Source organism: Bifidobacteriaceae bacterium (assembly GCA_031281585.1).
Taxonomy (GTDB): domain Bacteria; phylum Actinomycetota; class Actinomycetes; order Actinomycetales; family WQXJ01; genus JAIRTF01.
This window is the reverse complement of record JAITFE010000056.1, coordinates 24,886-48,861: the sequence shown is the minus strand read 5'-3', so window position 1 is coordinate 48,861 and position 23,976 is coordinate 24,886. Positions and strand designations below refer to the sequence as shown.

At 69.9% G+C, this 23,976-nt stretch carries 17 protein-coding genes and 2 pseudogenes; 10 read left to right on the top strand and 9 right to left on the bottom strand.

Going from position 1 to position 23,976, the window contains the following annotated elements; translation table 11 throughout:
• Positions 1-8 precede the first annotated feature (8 nt).
• From LBC97_06225 to LBC97_06210, 4 genes are all read left to right on the top strand, one after another.
• Positions 9-1,649 (top strand): MFS transporter, encoded by a 1,641-nt coding sequence (locus LBC97_06225; protein ID MDR2565644.1) that lies wholly within the window; start codon positions 9-11, stop codon positions 1,647-1,649.
• A complete protein-coding gene (locus LBC97_06220) occupies positions 1,646-2,293 on the top strand; it encodes a DUF308 domain-containing protein (protein ID MDR2565643.1) in 648 nt (215 codons plus the stop codon). The genes LBC97_06225 and LBC97_06220 overlap by 4 nt, the downstream gene beginning before the upstream one ends.
• A 7-nt stretch (positions 2,294-2,300) precedes the next feature.
• Positions 2,301-2,783 carry a peptide deformylase gene (gene def, locus LBC97_06215; protein MDR2565642.1) on the top strand — a complete coding sequence of 161 codons (483 nt, stop codon included), beginning with the start codon at positions 2,301-2,303 and terminating at the stop codon, positions 2,781-2,783.
• Between the two features lie 208 nt (positions 2,784-2,991).
• Entirely contained in the window at positions 2,992-3,483 is a 492-nt protein-coding gene (locus tag LBC97_06210) for a DUF3145 domain-containing protein (GenBank protein ID MDR2565641.1), read from the top strand.
• Positions 3,484-3,563: 80 nt separating this feature from the next.
• Here the strand turns inward: LBC97_06210 and LBC97_06205 are convergent, their stop codons facing one another.
• The 5 genes from LBC97_06205 to LBC97_06185 form a co-directional block, all read right to left on the bottom strand.
• Positions 3,564-4,829, bottom strand: coding sequence for a beta-ketoacyl-[acyl-carrier-protein] synthase family protein (locus tag LBC97_06205; protein ID MDR2565640.1), 1,266 nt, complete (start codon positions 4,827-4,829; stop codon positions 3,564-3,566).
• A gap of 5 nt (positions 4,830-4,834) precedes the next feature.
• Positions 4,835-5,077, bottom strand: a complete 243-nt coding sequence (locus tag LBC97_06200) for an acyl carrier protein (protein MDR2565639.1) — start codon at positions 5,075-5,077, stop codon at positions 4,835-4,837.
• Positions 5,058-6,161 carry a ketoacyl-ACP synthase III gene (locus tag LBC97_06195; protein MDR2565638.1) on the bottom strand — a complete coding sequence of 368 codons (1,104 nt, stop codon included), beginning with the start codon at positions 6,159-6,161 and terminating at the stop codon, positions 5,058-5,060. The genes LBC97_06200 and LBC97_06195 overlap by 20 nt, the downstream gene beginning before the upstream one ends.
• Entirely contained in the window at positions 6,158-7,033 is an 876-nt protein-coding gene (locus LBC97_06190) for an ACP S-malonyltransferase (protein MDR2565637.1), read from the bottom strand. The genes LBC97_06195 and LBC97_06190 overlap by 4 nt, the downstream gene beginning before the upstream one ends.
• Positions 7,034-7,163: 130 nt before the next feature.
• A complete protein-coding gene (locus tag LBC97_06185; GenBank protein ID MDR2565636.1) occupies positions 7,164-8,336 on the bottom strand; it encodes a helix-turn-helix domain-containing protein in 1,173 nt (390 codons plus the stop codon).
• Between the two features lie 113 nt (positions 8,337-8,449).
• On the opposite strand from LBC97_06185, the gene LBC97_06180 reads away from it, so the two are divergent.
• The gene (locus LBC97_06180; protein ID MDR2565635.1) at positions 8,450-8,890 is read left to right on the top strand and encodes a DUF3052 domain-containing protein; all 441 of its coding nucleotides are present in this window, start codon (positions 8,450-8,452) and stop codon (positions 8,888-8,890) included.
• A gap of 249 nt (positions 8,891-9,139) precedes the next feature.
• On the opposite strand, the pseudogene LBC97_06175 reads toward LBC97_06180, so the two are convergent.
• The 3 genes and pseudogenes from LBC97_06175 to LBC97_06165 all read right to left on the bottom strand — a co-directional run bounded on the left by LBC97_06175 (position 9,140) and on the right by LBC97_06165 (position 12,085).
• Positions 9,140-9,859 (bottom strand): annotated as a pseudogene (locus LBC97_06175) (amino acid ABC transporter ATP-binding protein).
• Positions 9,860-9,894: 35 nt separating this feature from the next.
• On the bottom strand, positions 9,895-11,202 hold the full coding sequence (locus LBC97_06170; protein ID MDR2565634.1) for an ABC transporter permease subunit: 1,308 nt from the start codon (positions 11,200-11,202) through the stop codon (positions 9,895-9,897).
• Positions 11,203-11,242: 40 nt separating this feature from the next.
• On the bottom strand, positions 11,243-12,085 hold the full coding sequence (locus LBC97_06165) for a transporter substrate-binding domain-containing protein (GenBank protein MDR2565633.1): 843 nt from the start codon (positions 12,083-12,085) through the stop codon (positions 11,243-11,245).
• Positions 12,086-13,030: 945 nt separating this feature from the next.
• On the opposite strand from LBC97_06165, the gene LBC97_06160 reads away from it, so the two are divergent.
• The 3 genes and pseudogenes from LBC97_06160 (at position 13,031) to LBC97_06150 (ending at position 16,780) form a co-directional block, all read left to right on the top strand.
• Complete coding sequence (locus LBC97_06160; GenBank protein ID MDR2565632.1) at positions 13,031-13,690, top strand: PadR family transcriptional regulator; 660 nt, start codon at positions 13,031-13,033, stop codon at positions 13,688-13,690.
• Between the two features lies 1 nt (position 13,691).
• A pseudogene (locus LBC97_06155) lies at positions 13,692-14,756 on the top strand (ATP-binding cassette domain-containing protein).
• Positions 14,741-16,780 carry a hypothetical protein gene (locus LBC97_06150; protein ID MDR2565631.1) on the top strand — a complete coding sequence of 680 codons (2,040 nt, stop codon included), beginning with the start codon at positions 14,741-14,743 and terminating at the stop codon, positions 16,778-16,780. Before LBC97_06155 ends, LBC97_06150 begins: the two are co-directional and overlap by 16 nt.
• Positions 16,781-16,882: 102 nt before the next feature.
• On the opposite strand, the gene valS is transcribed toward LBC97_06150, so the two are convergent.
• Complete coding sequence (gene valS / locus LBC97_06145) at positions 16,883-19,579, bottom strand: valine--tRNA ligase (GenBank protein MDR2565630.1); 2,697 nt, start codon at positions 19,577-19,579, stop codon at positions 16,883-16,885.
• 157 nt (positions 19,580-19,736) lie between these two features.
• Between valS and LBC97_06140 the strand changes: the two genes are divergently transcribed.
• A complete protein-coding gene (locus LBC97_06140; GenBank protein ID MDR2565629.1) occupies positions 19,737-20,135 on the top strand; it encodes a hypothetical protein in 399 nt (132 codons plus the stop codon).
• A 384-nt stretch (positions 20,136-20,519) separates the two neighbouring features.
• The gene (gene ileS / locus LBC97_06135; protein ID MDR2565628.1) at positions 20,520-23,843 is read left to right on the top strand and encodes an isoleucine--tRNA ligase; all 3,324 of its coding nucleotides are present in this window, start codon (positions 20,520-20,522) and stop codon (positions 23,841-23,843) included.
• The last annotated feature ends 133 nt before the right edge of the window (positions 23,844-23,976 follow it).

Below are 23,976 nucleotides of genomic sequence, written 5' to 3'. Positions count from 1 at the left end.
CTGTGGGAGTGGCCACAGCGACTATTCACACCGGGCCGATGGCGCCGTTGGTCATCCGCGTCTTTCGGTGGCTGTGGCTTGCCCAGCTGGCCTCCAACGTGGGCAGTTGGATGCAGTCGGTGGGCGCCCAATGGATGCTGGTCGGGGACGAGCACGCGGCCCTGCTGACCGCCTTGGTGTCCGCCGCGTCGCTGTTGCCGGTGCTGCTGCTGTCGCTGCCGGCCGGGGTCCTGGCTGACTCCCTTGACCGGCGCTGGCTTTTGATCTTCGCCAACGGCTTCATGGCCTGCGCCGCCGGCGTGCTGGCCCTGGTGACCTGGGCGGGCGACGCGGGGCCCGCGGTGGTGCTGGTGCTGACCTTCGCGCTGGGCTGCGGCGCGGCGCTCGGCTCGCCGGCCTGGCAGGCCATCCAACCCGACCTGGTGCCCCGCTACCTGATCCCCTCCGCCTCCGCCATCACCAGCGCCAACATCAACATCGCCCGCGCGGTCGGCCCCGCCGTGGCTGGCGCCCTGGTGGCCTGGGCCGGGCCGGCGCTGGTCTTCGGCGTCAACGCCGTCTCCTTCGCCAGCGTGATCGTGGCGCTCGCGCTCTGGCGGGACGCGCCGAGGTCGCGCGGGGCGGTCGGCATGGGACCCGCTATCGCCTCCGGCCTGCGCTACGTGCGCAACGCGCCCGGAGTGCGGCGGATCACCTTTCGCGCCGCCGTGTTCGTGATCCCGGCGTCCGCCCTTTGGGCGCTGCTGGCGGTGGTCGCCCACGGCGTGATGGGCCAGCAATCGTCCGGCTACGGGGTCATGCTGGGCGCCTTGGGTCTGGGCGCGGTCGTCGGGGCGCTGATCTTGCCATGGCTGCGGGGCCGGCTGCACAACAACGGCCTGTTGCTGGGCGCCACCGCCGTTTACGGCCTCGCCATGATGGCGGTGGCCTTCGCCAGATCGCTGCCGCTGGTCCTGACGCTGCTGCTAGCCGCAGGGGTCGGCTGGGTGATCGTGTTGTCCGTCCTCAACACCGCCATGATGCTGACCCTGCCCGCCTGGGTCAGGGCGCGCTCGCTGGCCGTCTACTCGATTGTCTTCATGGGCGGACAAGGCGTGGGCTCGGCCGTGTGGGGGGCGGTGGCCAGCGCGCTCGGGCCGGTCGCCACCCTGGCCGTGGGGGCGGCGCTGGTCCTGGCCGGCCTGGTCACCATGGCCGTCTGGCCCCTCTACCATTCGACCGGCGCCCTGGACAGGGAAATCGCCGCCATGCCGGAAACCGCCCCGGACGACGCGGTGCCGGCCGCCGCGGGACCGGTCTTGATCCAAGTCGAATACGAGGTTTCTAAGGACCATGTGGCGGGGTTTGAACGGGCGATCCGCGCCTTGGCGACCTCCCGCCGGCGCACTGGCGCCACAAGCTGGGACTTGTGGCAAGACGTCGCGGACCTGGGCAGCTTTGTCGAGCAGTACACCTTGCCGACCTGGGGCGAGCACATCGCCCAACGCGAGGAGCGCATCACAGGATACGACCGGGAGCTTGAACGCCAAGCCCTGGCGCTAGCCACGCCCAATCCCCGGGTCAGACACCTGGTCCGACCCGAAAACATGCCGCGGACAGATCGAGGCATCGCCGTGGCTGACACGCAGAATCGAGGAACAGTCGCATGACGCAAACTCAACAATTCACAAACCCCGCCGCCGAGGCGGAGCGGCAGGCCGCCGCCCGCGCTGAGGCGATCGGCCTGTTCGGCCGCCCATTCTTCCTGAGCCCCGCGTCGGTCGGCCGGCTCAAAGCCTGGCTGGTGGTCCGGGGCCTGGCCGGCCTGGTCCTGGGCGCGCTGATCCTGTTCTTGCCGGGCCTGTCGCTGGAGGCGTTCGCCTTCGTGGTCGGGATCTTCTTCGTCGTGGCCGGCGTCATCCGGATCGTCATGGGTGCCGTCGACTCCAGTTTCACGGCCGGCCTGCGGATCCTCAACGTCATCCTGGGCGTCCTGCTGGCGGCCATCGGAGCGGTGGCGATTCGCTTTCCGGGCTTCGGCTTGTTGGCGACCGTGCTGCTGATCGGCTTCGCCTGGATGATGGAGGGCGCCGCCACCCTGGCGCTGCTGCCGCCGCGCCGCCAAGGCCGCGGCTGGGCGATCGCCTTCGCGGTGGTGTCGCTGGTGGCCGGGGTGATCCTGATCCTCTGGCCGGCGGAGATGCTGCTGCCGCTGTTGATCGTGGCCGGCGCCGCGCTGGTGGTGGGCGGCATCTTCGACGTGGTGGGGGCTTTCAGCCTGAAGTCGAAAGGCCAGGCCACCGCCATGGGATGATTAATCCATGGCGATGAGAGACATCCGGGTGATAGGCGACCCGGTCTTGCGCACGCAGTGCGACCCGATCACCAAGATTGACGACCGCGTCCGGTCGTTGGTGGCGGATCTGTTGGAAACAGTCGACACCGAAGGCCGGGCCGGTCTGGCCGCCAATCAAATCGGGGTCTCGCTGAGGGCGTTCTCATACAACATTGACGACGAGGTCGGCTACGTGCTGAACCCGGTCATCGCGGAACTGTCGGAGCAGAGCCAGGACGGGGACGAGGGCTGCCTGTCGGTGCCCGGCCTTTGGTTTCCCACCAAGCGGGCGTTCTACGCCCGGGTTGTGGGCCAGGACCTGGACGGCAACGAGGTCATGGTGGAGGGCACGGGTCTGATGGCGCGCTGCCTTCAACACGAGGTCGACCACCTGGACGGCCACCTTTACCTGGACCGCCTTGACCGGGCGACCCGCAAGAAAGCCATGGCGGCCGTCCGCGAACTCTAGGGTCCGCGCGGTTAGCATTTCTTAATCGGCAGGTCGGCTTTTGACGGCCGCCTAACGGAGTGGCGGCGCCGCCCCAACATGGGGCACAATAGACGTTGGCACGCCGCGCGAGGCCGTGTCCGTTTCCATTGGCTAGAACAGAAGTGATACCGAGGTCGTAGGGGAAGACGCACCTCGAGTAGATTCTGGGAGGCTGATGATGTCTGATGTGATCACGCGCGGCGTGCTCTTTGTGCACTCTTCTCCACGAGCGGTCAGCCCGCACGTGGAATGGGTCGCGACCAATGTGCTCGGCATGGACGTGTCGATGGACTGGACGGACCAACCCGCCGCGCCTGGAACTCTGCGCGCCGAATACTCCTGGCAGGGCCCGCAGGGCACCGGCGCGCGCCTCGCCTCAGCCTTGCGCGGCTGGGAGCACCTGCGCTACGAGGTCACCGAGGAGCCCTCGTTCGGCGCGGACGGCGGCCGCTGGTCCCACACCCCGTCCCTGGGGATCTTCCACGCCGTGGTAGACGTCCACGGCAACACCATGGTGCCGGAGGACCGCATCCGCGCCGCCCTCGACTGCCGGGGCGACCTGATCGCGCTGCGCCGCGGGCTGGACTTGGCGTTGGGCCAGGCCTGGGACGACGAACTGGAGCCGTTCCGCTACGCGGGCGCCGGCGCCCCCGTCCGCTGGCTGCACCAGGTGGGCTGACGCCAAAAACGGGGACGAAAAACGGGGACGGTACCTATTTCCGGCCGGCCGGAAATAGGTACCGTCCCCGTTTTTCGGTCTTAGGGGATGGCGAAGACCAGCGCCATGTTGTGGCCGCCAAAGCCGAACGCGTTGTTCAAAGCCGCCAGGCCGCCTTCGGCGGGCAGCGGCTCCGGTCGGTCCCGGACCACGCGGCAGGGGACTTCCGGGTCCAGTTCCTGAATGTTGATGGTGGGCGGGGCGAGGCGGTCCCGCAGCGCCAGGATGGCGAAAATCGACTCGACCGCGCCGGCGGCGCCCAACAGGTGGCCGGTCATGGACTTGGTGGCGCTGACCGGCACCGCCAGGGCGGCCTCCCGCGAGCCCAAGGCTTCCGCGAGCGCGTCCGCAATGGCCCGGGCCTCAACCGGGTCCCCCGCCGGGGTCGCGGTGGCGTGGGCGTTGACGTGGGCCAGGTTCGCCCGCGCCTCGGGTCCCGCAGCCGCCAGGGCCGCCCGCATGGCCCGCAATTGGCCCTGGCCCGTCGGGTCGGGAGGCGCCACGTCATAGGCGTCCGCCGAAGAGCCGACACCCGCCAGCACGGCGTGGGCCTTCGCCCCGCGCGCCTCGGCGTGGGCGGCCGACTCCAGGACCAGAACGCCCGCGCCCTCGCCCATGACGAAACCGTCGCGGGTGGCGCAATAAGGCCGGGAGGCCGTCTCCGGCGAATCCGACCTGGTGGACAGCGCCTGCATCTTGCCGAAGGCACCCAGCGTCAAGGGGTGGATCGCCGCCTCGGCGCCCCCGGCCACCACCACGTCCGCCAAGCCCAATTCGATCAGGCGGGCGGCCGTCACCACGGCCTCCGCGCCGGAGGCGCAAGCTGAAACCGGGGCGTGGGCCCCCGCGCGGGCGGACAAGTCGATCGCGACGGCCGCGGCGGGCGAGTTCGGCATCAGCATGGGCACCGTCAAAGGCAGGAGCCGCCGGGCCCCCCGCTCGCGGACCGTGTCCCAAGCCCCCAACATGGTGTGCAGGCCGCCAATGCCCGTCGCCATGACCACCGCGAGGCGTTCCGGCGCGACCGGGGGAGCGCCCGCGTCGGCCCAAGCCTGCCGCGCGGCGATCAGCGCGTACTGGGCGGACGGGTCGTTGCGGCGCTGCTCCTGGCGTGACAAGACGGCATCGGCGGCCACTTTCAGCGTGGCGGCGAAGTTGGAGACTATCCCGAAATCCTCGGCCCACGTGTTGTCCAGGGCGTGGACGCCCGGCTCGCCGGCCAGGACCGCCCGCCAGGTCGACTCCACGTCTCCGCCCAACGGGGTGGTCGCCCCCAGGCCGGTGACGACGATCTGCGGAGCGGCCATTGTCCTCAGGCGCCCGCGATGAAGTCGACCGCGTCCCCGACGGTGTGGAGGGTCCCCACCGAGTCGTCGGGGATTTCCACGCCGAATTTGTCCTCGGCCAGGGTCATGATCGTCATCATGGACATCGAGTCGATGTCCAAGTCGTCGGCGAAGTTCTTCTCGGGCGTGATCTCAGCCGAGTCCAAGCCGGTTTCATCCACGATGATCTCGATCAGGCCGTCTAGAACCTCAGTCTTGTCCAGTGCCACGGGCGTTCCTTTCGTTGGTGTCTTCTTGATTGTCCTGCGGGATGTCTTGAAGGCCTGCGGCCGGCGGCAATTCGACCACCTGGGCGGCGTAGGCAAGCCCGGCCCCGAAGCCGATTTGGAGCGCCAGGCGCCCCCCCACGGCCGGGTCGTCGCGGCCCAGGCGTTCGGTCGCCAGCGGAATGGACGCCGCGGACGTGTTGCCGGTCTCCGCGATGTCGCGGGCCACCACCACGTCCGGCCCGAAGCCGATCCGTTTGACCTGCTGCTCAATGATGCGGAGGTTGGCCTGATGCGGAATGAAGACTTCGATGTCGTCCGGGGCCAGGCCGGCCGCCGCGATCGCCGCCAGTGCCACCTTCGCCATTTCGAACACGGCCCATTTGTAGACCACGGGCCCGTCTTGGCGCAGTGTGGGCCAGATTCCGCTGGCCACCGCCTCGCGGAAGTCCAGGTTTTGGCCAACCCGGTCGGCTTTGGAGCCGTCGGATCCCCACACCGTGGGGCCTATCCGGGGGCGGTCTGACGCGGTGACCACGGCCGCCCCGGCGCCGTCCCCCAGCAGGAAGGAGATGGTCCGGTCGGTCGGGTCCACCATGTCGGACAGTTTGTCCGCCCCCACCACCAGGACGTTCGCGGCGGCTCCGGCGCGCACCAGCCCGTCGGCCAGTCCGATGCCGTAGCAGTAGCCCGCGCACGCCGCCGAGACGTCGAACGCCGCCGCGCCGACCGCGCCCAGCCTGGCCGCCAACTGGGGCGCCGCCGCCGGGGTCTGGACGAAGTGCGTGACGGATCCCAAGATCACGGCGTCCACCTGTGCTGGGGCCAAGCCGGCGCGGCCTATGGCCTGCCGGGCTGCCGCCTCGGCCAGGTCCAGCATCGACTGGTCGGCCGTGGCCCGCGCTCTGGTGGTTATCCCCGTCCGGGACTTGATCCATTCGTCCGAGGAGTTGATCGGACCGGCGAGTTCCTCGTTTGTGACCAACCGCTCCCCGCGCGCCCCGCCCACCGCCGCGATCCGCGAGCCGGACCGGGGGTCCGGCTCGCGGAGAATCGGGGCTGGGCGCTTGGCGCCTGCGGCGCTCATGCGAACGCCTCCGGTGTGTTGACCGTTTCCAGTTGGGCGCCCTTGAGGGCGCGTTTGGCTATCCCGGTCAGGACTCCGGCCGGGGCGAGTTCCAATTGGGCGCCCACGCCCCGCGCCGCGAACGTCTCCAGCACCAGGTCCCAGCGGACCGGCAGCGTCACCTGACGGATGATCGACTCCATGATCTGGTGGCCATTGGTCATAGCCAGGCCCGCGTGGTTCGTCACCAGCGGCACCTGGGCGTCCGCCACCTGGACTCCGGCCAAGGCCGCCCTCAGCGCGTGCTCCGCCGCCGCCATCAGGGGCGTGTGGAAGGCGCCCGCCACGTCCAAGCGGATCACCCGCGTCCGCGCCGGGGCCGCCTCCACCAGGCGGTCGATCGCCTCGGCCCGGCCGCCGGCCACGATTTGGCTGGGCCCGTTGAAATTGGCGGCCCAAGCGCCAGACCGCTCGATCGCCTCCAGGACCGCGTCCGGGGCCCCGCCCACCACGGCCGCCATGGCGCTGGGCTGGGCGGCGGCGCAGGCCGCCATGGCCCGCCCGCGCGCGCCGGCCGCCGCCATGGCGTCATCCGCGCTCAGCACGCCCGCAATGACGGCGGCGCCGAACTCGCCGACAGAGTGGCCCGCCACCAGGTCGAAGGGCTGGTCGACGGCCTCATAAGACAACAGTGCGGCCGCCGTCAGCAGCGGCTGGGCAATGGCGGTGTCGCGGATCTGGTCAGCCGCGGAGTCCACCCCGTGCTCAAACAGGTCGACCTCGGCCAATTCGGACCAGCGCGCCAACCGTTCGCGGGCGCCGTCCACGCCCAACCAAGGGACCAGCATTCCCGGCTTCTGAGCGCCCTGACCGGGCGCGACCAACGCGCGCACGCCTTCCAGTGTCCGTCCCCGGCCCCGGTCGCGCCGCCCTAATCCGCCACAGCACCCCGTCAGGGCTTTTGTGGGAACCCTCCAAAGGTCCGGCGTCACCCGCCCGGCGGACGCGCGTCCGCGCGGCGCCCTACCTGGCCCCGAGCCGTCCCACCGCCAAGGCGTGCTGGAGGACGTAGGCCTCCCTCGGGTCGCCGGGATCCCAGCCGCAGATCTCGGTGATTTTGCCCAGCCGGTAGCGCACCGTGTTGGGATGGACGAACAAGACGCGGGCCGCGCCCTCCAGGGAACGCCCCAGTTCCAAATAGGTGGCCAAGGTCAAAGCGACGTCCTTGCCGGCCTCGACCAAAGGGCGGTAGGCACGGTCGAGCAAGGTGGCGCGCGCCTCCGGGTCGCCTATCAGCAGGCGTTCCGGCAGCAAGTCGTCGGCCAGGACCGGGCGGGGCGCGCCGGGCCACGCCGCGAAGGCGTCCAGGCCCGCGTTGGCCGCCCGGATCGAACGGGGGAGGTCTTCCAACGAGGGCACCTTCGGCCCTATCACGACGGGGCCGTCGCCCAGGGCGGGCAGCAGCGAAGTGACCGCCGGTTGGAAGTCGTCCAGGCCGCTGAACAGGAGCAAAACGCGGTCGGACTGGAACCCGGCCAGCGAGTCGGGGGCGGCGGCGCGCAGCGCCGAGCGCACCTCGCGGACCCGCCCCTCGCCCAGCGGCGCGGGGATTCCGGCCGCCAGGCAGATGGCCTGCCCGGTGGAGGACCAGCCGAGCGCCGCGATCCGGGACCGCACCGACGGGCCGACGTCGCCTCTGATCAGCGAGTCCACCACCAAGGCTTCCAGGCGGGCGTCCCAGGATCCCCGCATCTCCGCCGCGCGGGCGTAGACCTCGGCCGTCGCGAAGGCGAACTCGCGGGAATAGCGGAGAATCGCGTCATGCAACTCGGAAGCCTTGCCCGGCGCGGACAGGACCTCCGCCTCCGCCTCGATCACGTCGACACCGCTCTTGACCAGCAGCAGCGTCTGGTGAAGCGAGACGGTGCGGGTCAACTCGGCCGGCGCGACCGCGAAGATCTCCTGCGAGGAACCGGCGGAGGAGCCCTTGTCCCGGCACCAGGCGATGAAGGCGTCCACCGAGGCTTGGGCCACCAGACCGACCCAAGAGCGGTCCTCGGCGGAAAGCGCGCGGTACCACGTGTGCTCCAAGTCGATCGATTTCATGACCTGCGTGACCAGTCGGTCCCGGTGTGAGGACAGCCGCGCCACAGTGGTCGCGCAGGGAACCGGATGAGTTTGGGAGCTCCGTGCCATGCCGCCATGTTACGGCCGATTTGTGGTCACCCAACAATTGACGCCCCGGACAGGCCACAAATCGCCGAATCCCCGCGTGCGCCCAGGCGAATCCTCGACTAGCGTTGGCGGTGATGAGTACGTTGACCCCGAAAGACGGGACCTTTTCTGCGGGCGCGCCGCCGGACGCGCCGCTCGGGCTGACCGGCGGCCAGGTTGTGCAGGAGATCGGGTATGACGACGACGTGGACTTCGACCTCAGAGAGGCCATTGAGGAAGCGATCGACGCGGACCTGGTCGACGAGGACTGGGACGACGTCACCGACGCGGCCCTGATCTGGTGGCGGGAAGGCGACGGCGACCTGACCGACACGATTGTCGACGCGCTGTCGCCCCTTGAGCACGGCGGCGTGGTCTGGGTGCTGACGCCCAAACCGGGCCGCCCCGGCTACGTCGAGGCCTCGGACATCCACGAGGCCGCCGGAATTGCGGGCCTGCACACCGCCAATTCGATCTCGGTCGGCAAAGACTGGGCGGGCACCCGCTTGACGGCCCGCGGCCGCTCGAAGAAGTAGCCGCCGGCTTTCCAGCCGCCGATGCCGCCCGGTTCGCCCGGCCGGACCACGTTCGTTCAGTTGCCCATGCCGTCCGGGCCGGCCCACAAGTCAGCGCACGGTCAGCGGGACGTAGCCCTCGCCTTCGTTGCCGCCCGCGCCGGTTCGCGGATGCGTTCCGTGGCCCCCCTTGGGGGCCACATAGTCCGGGTCGCCCGGCTGCGGGGGCTCGGTTTGCCCCAGCTCTGAGTCGTCAATGCCGGTCGGGTTTAGGACGCGGTGCAGGAACACCCGCGCGCGTTCGGTCCGCGGGGCGCCGATCACCTGGGCGGCTGGCCCCTCCTCCATCACCTGGCCGTCGTCCATGAAGACCACCCGGTCTCCGACCTCGCGGGCGAACGCCATCTCATGGGTCACCACCATCATGGTCATGCCGCTTTGCGCCAGGTCCCGCATGACGGCCAGCACGTCGCCCACCAACTCCGGGTCAAGCGCCGAGGTCGGCTCGTCGAACAGCATCATGGCCGGGTCCATGGACAGCGCCCGCGCGATCGCCACCCGCTGCTGCTGGCCGCCGGACAACTGGGCGGGGTAGGCGTCCACCCGGTCCGCCAGCCCGACGTGCTCAAGGTTGCGCAGGGCCACCGCCTCCGCCTCCTCCTTGGAGCGCCGCAGGACCTTGCGCTGGGCCAGCGTCAGGTTGTCCAGGACGTTCTTGTGCGGGAACAGGTTGAAGGACTGGAACACCATCCCGACATGGGTGCGGACACGGTCGATGTCCACATCCGGGTCCGTCACCTCGACTCCGAGCAGCTTGATCGAACCGGCCGTGGGCTGCTCCAGCAGGTTGACGCAGCGCAGCAGGGTGGACTTGCCGGAGCCGGAGGGGCCGATCACGCAGACCACGTCCCCGGCGCCCACGGTCAGGTCTATGCCTTTCAGAACGGGGGTGTCCCCGAAGCTCTTGTGCAGCCCGCGAATCTCGATCACGGGGCCGGCCTGGCCGGCCCCGCCGGCGGTGGCGCTCATGACTTGGCCCTCCCAAAGCCGCGTTCCATGCGCCGGACCAGGAAGCCCAGCGGCAGGGTGATGATCAGGTAGCAGGCGCCTATCGCGAACAGCGCGGTCAGGCCGCCGTGCGGCTCCGACAGGCTTTCGCGCGCCAGTTTGGTCAACTCGTATTCGCGTGTCGCCAAGCCCATCACGTAGACCAGCGACGTGTCCTTGGTGAGCAGGATGATCTCGTTGGTGACCGGCGGCAGGACTATCCGAAACGCCTGGGGGATGACCACCGACTGCAACGTCTTGCCGTGCGACATGCCGAGCGAGCGGGCCGCCTCGACCTGCCCCTTCGGCACCGCCTGGATGCCCGCGCGGATCGATTCGGCCATGTAGGCGGCGGAGACGCAGCCCAGCGCCAGCGCCGCCTTGAGGGAGATGGTGGGGATGGTCACGCCCAGCGCCATCGGGATCCCATACGCGACCGCGAAGACCACAATCAGCGCGGGCATGCCCCGGAAGAACTCGATGTAGGCGGTGGCCAGCCCCCGGTAGAGCCGCGCGGCGGACAGCTTCATCAGGGCGAGGACCGTGCCCAGCGACAGGGAGACCGCGAACGCCCCCAGAGTGTAGCGGACCGTGTTGAAGAAGTCCGGGATGATCCTGGGGCCCACTCGGCGCAGGCCCGCCAACGTGAACAGCCGCTGCGACATCAACTCCCAGTCGGTGACCAGCGCCAAAATGACGACCGCTCCGAGCAGCACGCCGTACTGGAGCCCCCGGACCAGGCTGGCGCGGTCGCTGGGGCGCAGCCCCCGCCGCCGGCCGTCGGCCAGGACCGCGACCGCTGGCGCGCCGCCGCCCTTTCCGGCGGGGGGAGCGGCCGCCGCCGTGTCGCTTGGCGGCGTCGCCGTGGCTGGTTCTTCACGGCTCGCCGCGGCGACCACAGGGCCTTCTTCGGGCGCGGACCCCCGCGCCGCCGCCAACGTCGGCGAACCGGCGGCCGGAATGGGGGCGTCGGGCGACCGGACGGCATCGGCGGCTTGCTCAAGGCGTGCGCGGCGACGGGAACCGGCGAGCCCTGCCAAACCGGCCGCCAGCAGCGCGACGGATGCGGCCGCGCCGCCGGCGGGAATCCAATAGACCGTGACCACCAGCCAGGCGGGTGCCGCCAGGACCCCCACCGGGTAGGCGACCAGCGCGACGGCCGCCCCCGCGACCCACCCGCGAACCCAGCCGCGCCGGTAGGTTCCCGGCAGGACAGCAAGGGCCAAGGCCGCGAGCGACACCGCGATCCAGGGGGCGTAGATGAGCGCAAGTTGAGCAACCGTCATTGCGGCAGCCGCCTCCTAACAGGCTGGTTCGGCGGGGCGGTCACTCCTTGACGGAGAACCACTTCGCGACGTATTCGTCATACGAGCCGTCCGAGCGGAGCCGCTGCAGCGTCTTGTTGATCTGGTCGAGCAGGGCCGTGTTGCCCTTCTGGACTGCGAAGCCGAGCTTGTCGCCGGTGGCGAAGGTGTCCACCACGGTGAAACCCTCGTCCTCGTACGGGGTCAAGGTCGGCACGTCGTTGAACACGCCCACCACGTCGCCCGCCTTGAGCGCCGTCACCTGGTCGCCCAGGCCCTCGTACTGTTTGATGTTGGTCAGTTCGGGCTGCTCGTTCGCCCAGTCCTCGCCGGTGGTGCCCTGCTGGACGCCGACCGGCTTGTCGACCAGGTCCGCGATGGTGGCAATGCCGGAGTCCGCTTTGACCAGCAGGCCCATGGTGGTCTCGTAATAGGAGTCGGAGAAGTCGAGCTTGGCGAGCCGGTCTTCCGTGATGGACAGGGCGCTGGCGCCAATGTCGCAGGTGCCGGTGTCGATCGCGGCCGCAGATTCGATCGACTCGAAGCCGGCGATCACGAACTCGATCTCCAGGCCTAGATCATTGGCGACCTCGGTGGTCAAGTCCATGTCGAAGCCGAAGACCTCGGTTCCGTCTGTGGCCTCGAACGGGGCGTAAGGCGGGTTGGTGCAGACCTTCAGCTTGCCTTCGGTGACGGTCTTGACCGTTGGCGCCTCTTCGCTGGCCCCGGCGCCGGCCCCCGCGCTTGGGCTCTTGCTGGCCTCGCCGGCCCTTTCAACTTCGCCGGTGCCGCAGGCGCCCAGCGCGAGGGTCGCGCTGATGGCCAGGCCAAGGCCGAGCAGGGCTCTACTAGGACGGATAGTCATGGGTGTTAGTCCTTTGCTTGCGTTGGTTGGTTCATTCCGCGGCCCCGACGTCGGAGCACGGCCACGCATAAAGATACCTTGCCGTCTATTACCATTCCGTGTCCGGCCGCGCCGAGGGGGACCTGGGGAAGGCGGCTCAATGGGGTTTGGGAGGCCGTTTCCGGCCGACCGGGTCCTGGCGCCGTCCCCATTTTGAGGCCGTTTCCGGCGCTTCCGCCTGGATCCGTGGGTGGGGGTTGGCCGAGAAGGCCGAGGGACGGGTCTTGTGCCGCTGTGTCATGGGTTGGCGGACCCGTGATCCGCCGCTGGGCGGTGTCGCCGGTACAGGATCCGCCACTCGGCGCCGAACGGCGGATTCGGCAACGTCCGGGCCGCCCAGTGGCGTTTCTTGTGCCGTCCTTGGCCATCCACCTCGTCGAGCGGTGGATAATGTACGCCACTCGACGAAGGCCAACCCTCTGACCAGCGCGTACGCAAAACCGCGCGGACAAAATCCGCCAGTCGGCGGGGTTGGGGGGCCCGCGCGGCACAGGAAACGCCGCTGGGCGGCGTCGGCGGCACACGATCCGCCACTCGACGAGCTGGCGGCACAGGAAACGCCGGTCGGCGGGGTTGGCAGGCCCGTGCGGCACAGGAGACGCCGCTGGGCGGGTCTGCGGCACGGAAGACGCCACTGGGCGTGGGCCGACAGCACAGAAACGCCAATTGACGGGTCGGCCGAACAGAGCGCGGTCCTCGGCGGCCAACCAGCCTCGGCGCGGTGCCGTCCGCCGCGCCTCCGGCAACCCGGTGCCCCATCGCTTTGGCCGCGGCCCCGGAGAGTTTCCTTGGTCCCCGCGCACGGGGAAGGAACGGAACGGGTACGGCCATTGCCACCTCCGCCTCTGGCAAGGCCCCGCTTCAAGCGGCGTTTGCCTCGATATACATTGAGTGTATATTGGCGGCATGAGCGTGGCGATGGCAATGTTGGGCATCTTGGGGGCCGGTCCCTCGCACGGATGGGCCCTCAAGCAGCGGTACGACGAGTTGCTGGGGCAGGGCCGGGAACTAAAGTTCGGCCAGGTCTACGCGACTCTGGCCCGCCTGGAGCGGGACGGCTTGGTCCAAGACGTGGGCTTCGCCCCCGGCGACGGCGCCGAACGGCGGGTCTACGCCATCACGGACCTGGGCGTGGAGGACTTCGACTCCTGGCTCACCACGCCGCGCCTGCCCGCCGGGCGGCCCGCCGAACTGTTCACCAAGGTGGTGCTCGCCCTGGTGTCGGGGCGTCCCGCCGCCCAGATCTTGGCCGCCCAACAGCGGGTTTACGTGGCGCGGATGCGGGAGTTGACCAAGGCTCGGCATGAGGGCGATGCGATCGACCGGCTGGCCGGCGACTTTGAGATCGCCCACCTGGAGGCCGACTTGAAATGGATCGAATTGGCGGCTGCACGCCTCGCAGCGGCGGATGCGGGGCGGAGCCCGGAGGCCGGCCCGGCCACTGCGTCCAGCCCAGACGGCCATTTGGGTCCAGCCGGCCGAAGCGGCTCCGACGCGGGACGCGGCTCACGCGCCGGGGGTCGTTCAGAAGGCCGCGGCGGGCGGCGAGGCGAGGGGGGCGAGTGACATGGGCGGCGGACATGTGGCCGTGGCGCCTGACGCGGTGTCGGCGCCGGACCAGGCGCGGCGCGCAGTTCTCGCGGGCGTGGACCTCCGGCGGTCGTTCGGCCCCACCGAGGTGCTGACAGGGGTTTCGCTGGCGCTCGCGCCCGGGGAGATCGTGGCGTTGATGGGGCCGTCCGGCTCCGGCAAGTCGACGGCGCTCCACCTGCTGGCGGGGCTGCTCAGGCCGGATTCGGGCAGCGTCTGGTTCGAGGGCGAGCGCACCGACCAATGGTCGGAAAAGCGGCGCGGCGAGCTCAGGCTGAGGCACTTCGGGTTCGTCTTCCAGTTCGGCGACCTGATTCCGGAGTTGACACTGGCTGAAAACGTCGAATTGCCGCTCCCGTTGACCGGTTTGGCGCCCGGCCCCGCCCGCCGCCGGGCCAGGGATTACCTTGGCCGCCTGGACGTGGCCGACTAGGCGGATCGACTGGTCTCAGAGGTCTCCGGCGGCGAGGCGCAGCGGGCCGCGGTGGCGCGCGCCCTGGTCCACGGCCCCAAGGTCATCCTGGCCGACGAGCCCACCGGCTCTCTCGACACCGTCAACGGCGAACTGGTCTTGGAGGCCTTCGTCAGCGCCGCCCGCGACCAGGGCACCGCCGTCCTGTTGGTCACCCACGAACCGCGCGTGGCCGCGTGGGCGGGCCGCGAGATCCTCCTATGGAACGGCCACGTCTTGGGCGAAGAAGCCCCGACGCCCGATGCCGTCCCCCAGCCTCCGCTCGGCCGCCCCATTCCGCCGCTGCCGCGAACGTCGGCCGCTGCCGGGTCGGCAGGCGACGGCGTGCCGAGCGTCCCGTCCGGTTGGTTCGGCGCTCCGCCGCCGCAAACGCCGGCGGGGGGCGCGCTGGGCGGTGAAAGCGCGCAGGACCGGCCGCCTGGCTGGTTCGGTGGGCCTCTGCCGCGAACGCTTGCCGCTGGCGGGTCGGCAAGCGACGGAGTTGCCGGGCGGTCTTCGGCCGCGAGCGACGGCGGGCTGCCGCCGGCCGCTTCGCCGCTTGGCGGGGACGGGCCATGGGCGCCACGCTGAGGGTCGCTTGGCGTTTCATCCGGGCTGATTCGCTGGGACGCAAACTGGGGATCATGACCGGCAACGCCGTGGCCGCGCTCCTGATAGCGGGGTTGGCCGCCCTGCCCGGGGCGCTGACCGGCCAGGGTGACGCCCTCGATCCGGCGGCCAGGCAGGCCGTGGCCGTGGTGATGATGTTCGTGGTCATTCCCGTGTTCATGCTGTTGGCGACGGTCGGGCGCCTCTCGTCCGCGACCCGCGACCGCCGGTTGGCGACCCTTCGCCTGCTGGGAGTAAGCCCCGGACGAACCGGGGCTGTCGCCATGGCCGAAAACGGCTTGCTGGCGCTGACCGGGGCCGGCGTCGGAGTGGGATTGTTCGCTTTGCTGGGGCCGGCGGCATCGGCGGGGTTGGTGGTAAACGGGCAGCGGGTGTTGCCGGGGACGTTGGAATTGGGGCCGGGCTGGCTGGCCGGGATCCCTTTGGCCCTGGGGCTCGGCTCGGCCGTGCTGGCCGCCGCGCCGGCGCGGCGCCTGCGGGCAGAGCCGCAGAGCCAGCGGGCGCGCACCGGGCGCGGACGGCCCGGCTGGTGGCGGCTGGGGCCGTTCGCCGCAGGCGCCGGCCTGCTGGTTTGGTTGAGCACCGTCCCCGGATTGCGCCCCGGCCAACTGCGGGGCGGCTTGGTCCTGGCGGGCGTGGCGGGCGTGGTGGTCGGGATGGCGCTGGGCGTGCCGCTGATCCAGGACCGCGTGGGGAGGCGCCTCGCGCGAAGCCGACGCCCTTCGGTCCGGTTGGCGGGGCGGGGAATCCTGGCGGAGCCGGCCTCGGGGGCGCGGCTGGTGCTGGGGCTTGGCGCGGTGGTCTTCTTGATGGTCGCGTCTGCGGGTCAGCTTTGGAAGATGGACAACAACGGCGGGATGCGCTGGGGCGAACGGGTGCTGAAGGACGGGCCGCAAGCGGTGACCCTGCGCCCGGAGCCGGCGGGAGACGCTGGCGAAGCCAGGCCGCCCGACGTGACCACCGCCGATGGCGAGCCGATCTGGCTCGCCGGCGATCAAGCGCCGACCATCGCGCCGTCCGTCGAGGCGGCGGTGGCGGCGCTGCCCGAGGCCCGCTTGGTGACGGGCCAATGGGACTTCGCTTGGGGCCCCGAACCGGGGGCGGAAGTCTGGGAATGCGACCCCGACCGCGAATACTGCGGCGAGGCCGTGATCGTGGCGACGTGCGCCGACCTGGCGGTGATCATGCCGGGCGCGACGAATTGCAGCGACCAGGAAGTCCGCTGGATGCTGCCGGGCCCCAGCCAGTACAGCATCTACGGCGCCCAAGAAGAGCCCGTGCGGCCGGACATCGACGCGCTGACATTGACGCTGGACCGCCGGCCGGACGCGCCGCCGGTCCGATTCCCCGTGTCTGAGGAGGTTGTGGATCTTCCGCCCGTGCCGGTCCGCGACCAGGGCACGCGTTGGCGGCCGGACTACGGCGGCTGGTTCATCCCGCGTCAATTGGCCGCCGCCTTGGGAGAGCCGGACGAACTGTTTGTGCTGGTGGACCAGCCGGGCCTGGAGGCGCAAGACCGCCTCGCGGAGGCGGTCGGCCCGCTGGGGCTGGTCGCCACGGGCGAGGACCTCCGGTACTACCGCGAAGCGGTGATGCTGCTGACGGGGTTCTGGGCGCTGATCGCCCTGGCGGTCGCGGTCGCCTTGCTCAACCTGATGATCGCCGGAGTGGACCGGGCGAGGGAGCGGCGCGCCATCATGGCCCGCCAGTTCGCGCTGGGGATTCCGGGCGGCGTGCTGCGGCGGGCGCAGTTGCTGCAGGTCTCAGCGCCTTTGGGAGGCGCGGTGGTGTTGGGCGCGGTGGGCGGGGCGGCGGCGCTCCTTTGCTACTGGCTGCCCGACTACCGGCTCGACTACGTGGACTTTCCCTGGCCGCAACTGGGCATCGCCCTTTGCGCGGTGGTCTTCGGCGCGGCTCTGATCGCGGCGTTCACCGTGCCGCTCACCCGGATCCGCCTAACCCCGGAACTACTGCGCCGCGAGTGACCGCAGCGGGGACGGCGTCTGCTCCCGGCCTCCGCCGGGCCCACCCGAAAACGGGGACGGTACCTATTTCCGGCTCGCCGGAAATAGGTACCGTCCCCGTTTTTACAGGGTGGATTGGAGCAGGGTGATTGTCTCCGTGTCGGAGGCCGCCAGCGTCAGGTCCGCCGTTCGGCCCGCCGCCATGATGTCGGACTTGGCGGCCACCGCCGCGGCGGTCAAGTTGGCCGGGACGGCCACCGTCGCGGACTCGATCTCGGTGCGCATTGAGACCTTGGCCTCAGACTTCGCCCGCCGGAGCGCGCCCAGCACGCCGCCGGCCACCGCCAAGACGGTCGGGTCGCCTGGCTTGGAGCAGTCTCCGCCCAGTTCGTCCGGGGTGGGCCACGGCTCGCGGTGAATCGAGTCACCCGCCTGGTGCCACCAGGACCAGACCTCCTCCGTGGCGAAAGGCTGGAACGGCGCGAACAACCGGAGCAGCACCGACAGGGCCAAGCCCAGGGCAGTGCGGGCCGACTCGGCGCCCTCGGGGCCAACCGCCCCATGCGCGCGCGCCTTGACCAATTCGATGTAGTCGTCGCAGAACGTCCAGAAGAAGGTCTCCGTCACCTCCAACGCCCGCGTGTGGTCGTAACCCGCAAGGGCCTCGGTCGCGGTCGCCACGACCTCCCGCAGGGCGGCCAACATGGACAAGTCCAGCGGGTCGGTCACCAACGCCGGGTCGAGGACCAGCTTCGGCCCGGCCGCCGAAGCAGCCGCCTCTTCCTCGGCCAGGAAGGAGAGCGCGAACTTCGAGGCGTTCAGGAGCTTGATCGCGAGGCGCCGCCCGACCTTCATCTGGCCGGGGTCAAAAGCCGCGTCGGTGCCAAGGCGGGCGGAGGCGGCCCAGTAACGGACGGCATCGGACCCGTGCTCCTGTAGCAAACCCATCGGGGTGACCACGTTGCCCACCGACTTGGACATTTTCTTGCGGAACGGGTCGAGGATGAAACCGCTGATGGCGGCGTTGTAGAAGGGCAAGGAGTGTTGCTCCAGGTCCGCCCGGACCACCGTGGCGAACAGCCAGGTGCGGATGATGTCCTGGGCCTGCGGGCGGAGGTCCATTGGGAAAGTCGACTGGTACAAGCCCTGGTCGTCGCGCCAGTGGGTGGCGATCTGCGGGGTCAGCGAGGACGTGGCCCAGGTGTCCATCACGTCCGGGTCGCCAATGAAGCCGCCGGGCTTGCCGCGCTGCTCGGGCTTGTAGCCGGCGGGCGCGTCCGAGGCCGGGTCGACCGGCAGCGCGTCCTCCGGCGGGAGGATCGGCCGGTCGTAGACCGGGTGGCCGAACTGGTCCACCGGATACCAGACCGGGAACGGCACGCCGAAGAAGCGCTGGCGGGAGATCAGCCAGTCGCTGTTCAGCCCCTCGACCCAGTTCTGGTAGCGCACGCGCATGAACTCCGGGAACCAGGTCAACTCGTCGCCGCGGGCCAGCAACTGGGCGCGCAACTCCTCGCCGGTGCCCCCGTTCGTCAAATACCACTGGCGGGTCGGGATGATCTCGAGCGGCTTCTCGCCCTTCTCGAAGAACTTGACCTTGTGCTCGATCGGCTGGGGCTCGCCCTCCATGTCGCCCGCCTCGCGGAGCAACTCCACCACGCGCTGGCGGGCGCTGAACACCGTCAGCCCGGCCAGTTGGGCGTAGTTCGCCAAGCCCTCCTCCGAGTCGATCCCCATGGGCGGCTCCGGCAGGACGCGGCCGTCCCAGCCCAGGATCGCCCTGGTCGGCAGGTGAAGCTCGCGCCACCAGATCACGTCCGTGACGTCGCCGAAGGTGCAGACCATGGCGATCCCGGAGCCCTTGTCCGGCTCGGCCAGCCGGTGGGCCACCACCGGCACCTCGGTGCCGAACAGCGGCACCACCACATGGGCGCCGAACAAGTCCTGGTAGCGCTCGTCATCGGGGTGCGCCACCAAGGCGACGCAGGCGGGAAGCAGTTCGGGTCGGGTCGTCTCAATGAAAACCCGCTGACCGGGCTGGGCGGCCGCGGCGGGCGGGCGGACGGCATCGGCGGGGTTCGCGGAAGGCCCTTCCGCGCGGCTAAAGCCGATCCGGTGATAGGCACCGGGCTGGTCCTTGTCGAGCAACTCGGCCTGGGCGACGGCCGTGCGGAAGGTCACATCCCAAAGCGTGGGGGCCAACTGCTGGTAGGCCTCGCCGCGGGCCAGGTTGCGGAGAAACGCCAACTGCGAGGTGGCGCGCGAGTGGCGGTCGATGGTCTGGTACGTCTGCGACCAGTCGACGGAAAGCCCCAAGTGGCGCCAGAGGGCCTCGAACTGCTTCTCGTCCTGGGACGAGAGGCGCTCGCACAGCTCGACGAAGTTCCGGCGCGAGATGGGCACCTGGTGGGCGGCCTTGGTGGACTTGCCCTCGCCGCCTTCTTGCGGCGGGGTGAAATCCGGGTCGTACGGGAGCGACGGCTCGCAGCGCACGCCGTAGTAGTTCTGCACCCGGCGTTCGGTCGGGAGCCCGTTGTCGTCCCAGCCCATGGGGTAGAAGACGTCCTTGCCGCGCATGCGCTGGAAGCGCGCCACAACGTCGGTGTGGGTGTAGGAGAAGACGTGGCCCACATGCAGCGACCCGGAGACGGTTGGCGGCGGCGTGTCAATGGAAAAGACCTGCTCACGCGGGGTGCCGGGCTGGAACGTGTAGACGCCTTGCTCTGACCAGGCCTTGTCCCATTTGTCCTCCAACCCGTCCAGGGCGGGGCGTTCGGGCACGGCGGGGTGCAGATGGGATAACTGACGGTGTTGGCTCACGGTGTCCTATCCTCCCAGATGCTTCGGGTGAAGACACATCCGGCGCGGGAGCGCCGTCCGGGCGGCGTGGGGCCTTGAACTCGCCCGCGACGGGGAATTGGGCCTCAGAGGGCGTCTGGCACGCGCGCCGCCGGGGCGCCGCAGTAGGCTCTTTTGCGTGAACGCGCGGATCAGGGCGCACATTGAGGCCGTGGAGGAACGGCTGGCCGGGATTGACGGAGACCGGGAGAGGCTCAGCCGACTCGCCGACTACCATCACCGCCAAACCCAAAACTTCCAACACGAGCGCCTGATCCACCTGCTGGTCACGTTCTTCTTCGGGGGACTGGCCGTCGCCGCCTTGGCCGCCCTGGCCTGGTTCCTGGCCGCCGGTGACCCGGACGGCCCCACCTTGGCCGGCCTGATCGCTCTCAACCTGATGCTCCTCGGCCTGGAGGCCGCCTACATTGGGCACTACTACGGCCTGGAAAACAACGTCCAGCGGCTATACGGCCTGACGACCCGGCTATTCGAGGCCGCCGAAGCCCAGCGAACCCCGTCCGGCCCCGGGGCTTGACCGCCCTGCCGGCGGTCGGAAGGGCGGCCACCCGGCCAGGCGGGCGAACGCGCCCATGCGGCCGGGAATAGGCCCGGATCGGCTAGAGTTGTGCGGTTGGCGAGCACCGACCCGGCTATCACCGGCGAGCTCCCCGGAAGAACGGACCTTGCGGCCTGGCGGGCCAGGCGCGCGTGGTCTCACTAGAACCGGGCGCCCCAGGGCGCGGCCAATGCCCTGATCGACGAAGCGGCTCGCGGCCCAAGGGACGCGGGCAAGCGAGGTGGTACCGCGGTGCTCACAGCGGGCCTGAAGGCGTGAAGCCTGGCCCAACGGACGGCATCGTCCTCGCGGTGAAAGCGAACAACACGACCGACAAATACCGCGAAAAGGACCACCGGCGCCATGGCTTACCCACTTCACCGTCCCGACCTGACAGACGTCCCGGCCAAGGCCGCCTTCCCCACCCTTGAACATGAGATCCTGGCGTACTGGGGCGAGGACCGGACCTTTCAGGCGTCGATCGACCAGCGGGCGGCGGACCAGGACGGCCGGGCCGGGGCGAACGAGTTCGTGTTCTACGACGGCCCGCCCTTCGCCAACGGCCTGCCCCACTACGGGCACCTGCTGACCGGTTACGTCAAGGACGTGGTGCCGCGCTACCAGACCATGCGCGGGCGGCGGGTGGAGCGCCGGTTCGGCTGGGACTGCCACGGGTTGCCGGCGGAGATCGAGGCGGAGCGGGAACTTGGCATCAAGAACAAGTCGGAGATCGACCGCATGGGGGTGGCCGAGTTCAACGCCGCCTGCCGCGCCTCCGTCCTGCGGTACACGGACCAGTGGGAGGACTACGTTTCCCGCCAGGCTCGCTGGGTGGACTTCGCCAACGATTACAAGACGTTGGACCTGCCCTACATGGAGTCCGTCATGTGGGCCTTCAAGACGCTTTGGGACAAGGGCCTGATCTACGAGGGCCACCAGGTCCTCTGGTACTGCTTCCGCTGCGGCACGCCCCTGTCCGCCTCGGAGACCCGCATGGACGAGGTCTACCGCCAGCGCCAAGACACCGCCGTCACCGTTGGCTTCGAGCTTTACGCAGACGAGACGGGCAATGCCGACGATGCCGTCCGGCCCGGTTCCGGCACCTCAGCCGGCGCCCCGGAGGACGCGGGGGTCGCTCAGGCCGCCCAGTCGCGGCGGGCCGTCCACCAGCGTTTGGCGGGCGCCGTGGCGCTGGCCTGGACCACCACCCCGTGGACGCTGCCATCCAACCTGGCGCTGGCGGTCAACCCGGAGGTGGACTACGTCCTGGTCGCCCCGGAGAACATGGCCGGGGAACGCGTGCTGCTGGCCGAGGCCCGGCTGCGCGCCTACGCGCGGGAGTTGGGGGAACAGCCGGACGTGATCGGGCGCTTCAAGGGGAGCGAGTTGGTGGGATTGCGCTACCGGCCGCTGTTCGACTTCTTCCAGGACCAGGCCGCCAAGGGCGCCTTCAGGGTGCTCGCGGCGGACTACGTCACCACGGAGGACGGCACCGGGCTGGTGCACATCGCGCCGGCCTACGGCGAGGAGGACAAGGCGGTGACCGATTCGGCGGGGATCGAGTTGGTCAACCCGGTCGATTCGGCGGGCCGGTTCACCGCCCCGGTGACCACCTGGCAGGGCCTGGGCGTGTTCGAGGCGAACAAGCCGATCACGCAGGCACTGAAAGAGTCGCGCCAGTTGCTGCGCCAGGAAACCTACGACCATCCCTACCCGCACTGCTGGCGCTGCGACACGCCGCTTATCCAATACGCCGTCTCCTCCTGGTTTGTGGCGGTGACCAAGTTCCGGGACCGGATGGTGGAGCTCAACCAGGAGATCGAGTGGTCCCCGGAGCATGTCCGCGACGGGCAGTTCGGCAAATGGCTGGAGGGCGCCAGGGACTGGTCCATCTCCCGGAACCGCTACTGGGGTTCGCCCATCCCGGTCTGGGTCTCCGACGACCCGGCTTATCCCAGGGTGGACGTGTACGGGTCGCTGGACGACTTGGAACGGGACTTCGGGGTGCGCCCGGACGACCTGCACCGACCCGCCATAGACCAGTTGACCAGGCCGAATCCGTCCGATCCGACCGGGAAGTCGACCATGCGGCGGGTGGGCGAGGTGCTGGACTGCTGGTTCGAGTCCGGCTCCATGCCGTTCGCGCAGGTGCACTACCCGTTTGAGAACCGCGAATGGTTCGAGTCGCACTATCCGGGCGATTTCATCGTCGAGTACATCGGCCAGACGCGCGGCTGGTTCTACACGTTGCACGTCCTGGCGACGGCCTTGTTCGACAAGCCGAGCTTTCGGACTTGCCTGACACACGGCATTGTGCTCGGGGACGACGGCCTGAAAATGTCGAAGTCGAAAGGCAACTTCCCGGACGTGCGGATGGTGTTCGAACGGGACGGGGCGGACGCGATGCGGTGGTTCCTGATGTCCGGGGCGATCCTGCGGGGCGGCAACCTGGTGGTGACGGACGAGGCGATCCGGGACGCGGTGCGCCAAGTGCTGCTGCCCCTTTGGAACACCTGGTCGTTCTTCGGGCTTTACGCCAACTCGGCGAACGCCGGGGCCGGGGTTCGGGGGCGGCGGGTGGGCGCCCAAGACCATGAGGGGCTGGGCGAACTGGACCGGTACATCCTGGCCCGGACCCGGTCCCTGGTCGAGGACGTGACCGCGCAACTGGACCAATACCTCATCCCGGAGGCGTGCGAGTCGGTCCGCGAGTTCCTGGACGCGCTCAACAACTGGTACGTGCGCGAGTCCCGCGACCGCTTCTGGGCGGAGGACCCGGCGGCGTTCAACGTGCTGTGGACGGTGCTGGAGACCTTGACGCGGGTGACGGCGCCGCTTGCGCCCATGATCAGCGAGGAGATCTGGCGCGGGCTGACCGGGGGGCGGTCGGTGCATTTGTGCGACTGGCCGTCGCTGGCCGCCGGTTCCGCCGACGCGGCCGCCTTGGTGGCCGATGACGCGCTGGTCGCCGTGATGGAAAGGGTGCGGGAGGTCTGCTCGGCGGCGTTGTCCATGCGCAAGGCGCACGGCGTGAAAGTGCGCCAGCCGTTGGCGTCCCTGGTGGTGGCGGATTTGGACGCGGAGCGGCTCGCGCCGTTCGCGGAGTTGGTCAAGGCGGAGGTCAACGTCAAGGATGTGGCCTTCGTCGAGTATTCCGCGGAGGCGGCCGCCCGGCACGGGGTGTACACCCGTCTGGAGGTCAACGCGCGGGCGGCCGGGCCCCGGCTGGGCCGAGGCGTGCAGGCGGTCATCAAGGCGGTCAAGGCGGGCGCGTGGGAGCGGGACGCTTCCGGCGCGGTCGTGGCGACTACGCCGGAGGGCGAGGTGCCGCTGCTGGACGGCGAGTACACGGCCCGCACCGTGGTCGAGGACCGCGAGGGCGACCAACTGGGCGCCGCGGTCTTGTCCGGCAACGGCTTCGCCCTGCTGGACTTGAAGGTCAACGACGCGCTGCTGGCCGAGGGCTACGCCCGCGACATGATCCGCCTGGTCCAGGATGAGCGCAAGGCCTCCGGCCTGCACGTCGCGGACCGGATCGCCCTGTCCCTGTCGGTGCCAGCCCCCTGGGCGGCGGCGGTGCGCTCCCATGCGGAGCTCATCCAGCGCGAGACCTTGGCTCTGTCGCTGACCGTGGACGTGTCGCCCACGGACGTGGCGGCGGCGAGCGTCGCGAAGCTGACCCGGTAACCACCCCAACGGCCACCAACGACTGTCCCCACCATTCAAACCGGGGACGGTCCTTTCTTCGAACGACGGGGACACATGTGCCCGCGTCGGCGGGTCATCGTCGTGCCAAACCGGGGACGGTCCTTTCTTCGAA

What these genes read in the sequence shown, in the direction of transcription:
- LBC97_06160 (MDR2565632.1), top strand. Translation starts at nt 13,031, where the DNA reads ATGAGCGTGGCGATGGCAATGTTGGGCATCTTGGGGGCCGGTCCCTCG.
- LBC97_06150 (MDR2565631.1), top strand. Translation starts at nt 14,741, where the DNA reads ATGGGCGCCACGCTGAGGGTCGCTTGGCGTTTCATCCGGGCTGATTCG.
- LBC97_06180 (MDR2565635.1), top strand. Translation starts at nt 8,450, where the DNA reads ATGAGTACGTTGACCCCGAAAGACGGGACCTTTTCTGCGGGCGCGCCG.
- def (MDR2565642.1), top strand. Translation starts at nt 2,301, where the DNA reads ATGGCGATGAGAGACATCCGGGTGATAGGCGACCCGGTCTTGCGCACG.
- LBC97_06185 (MDR2565636.1), bottom strand. Translation starts at nt 8,336, where the DNA reads ATGGCACGGAGCTCCCAAACTCATCCGGTTCCCTGCGCGACCACTGTG.
- LBC97_06220 (MDR2565643.1), top strand. Translation starts at nt 1,646, where the DNA reads ATGACGCAAACTCAACAATTCACAAACCCCGCCGCCGAGGCGGAGCGG.
- LBC97_06170 (MDR2565634.1), bottom strand. Translation starts at nt 11,202, where the DNA reads ATGACGGTTGCTCAACTTGCGCTCATCTACGCCCCCTGGATCGCGGTG.
- LBC97_06205 (MDR2565640.1), bottom strand. Translation starts at nt 4,829, where the DNA reads ATGGCCGCTCCGCAGATCGTCGTCACCGGCCTGGGGGCGACCACCCCG.
- ileS (MDR2565628.1), top strand. Translation starts at nt 20,520, where the DNA reads ATGGCTTACCCACTTCACCGTCCCGACCTGACAGACGTCCCGGCCAAG.
- LBC97_06165 (MDR2565633.1), bottom strand. Translation starts at nt 12,085, where the DNA reads ATGACTATCCGTCCTAGTAGAGCCCTGCTCGGCCTTGGCCTGGCCATC.
- LBC97_06195 (MDR2565638.1), bottom strand. Translation starts at nt 6,161, where the DNA reads ATGAGCGCCGCAGGCGCCAAGCGCCCAGCCCCGATTCTCCGCGAGCCG.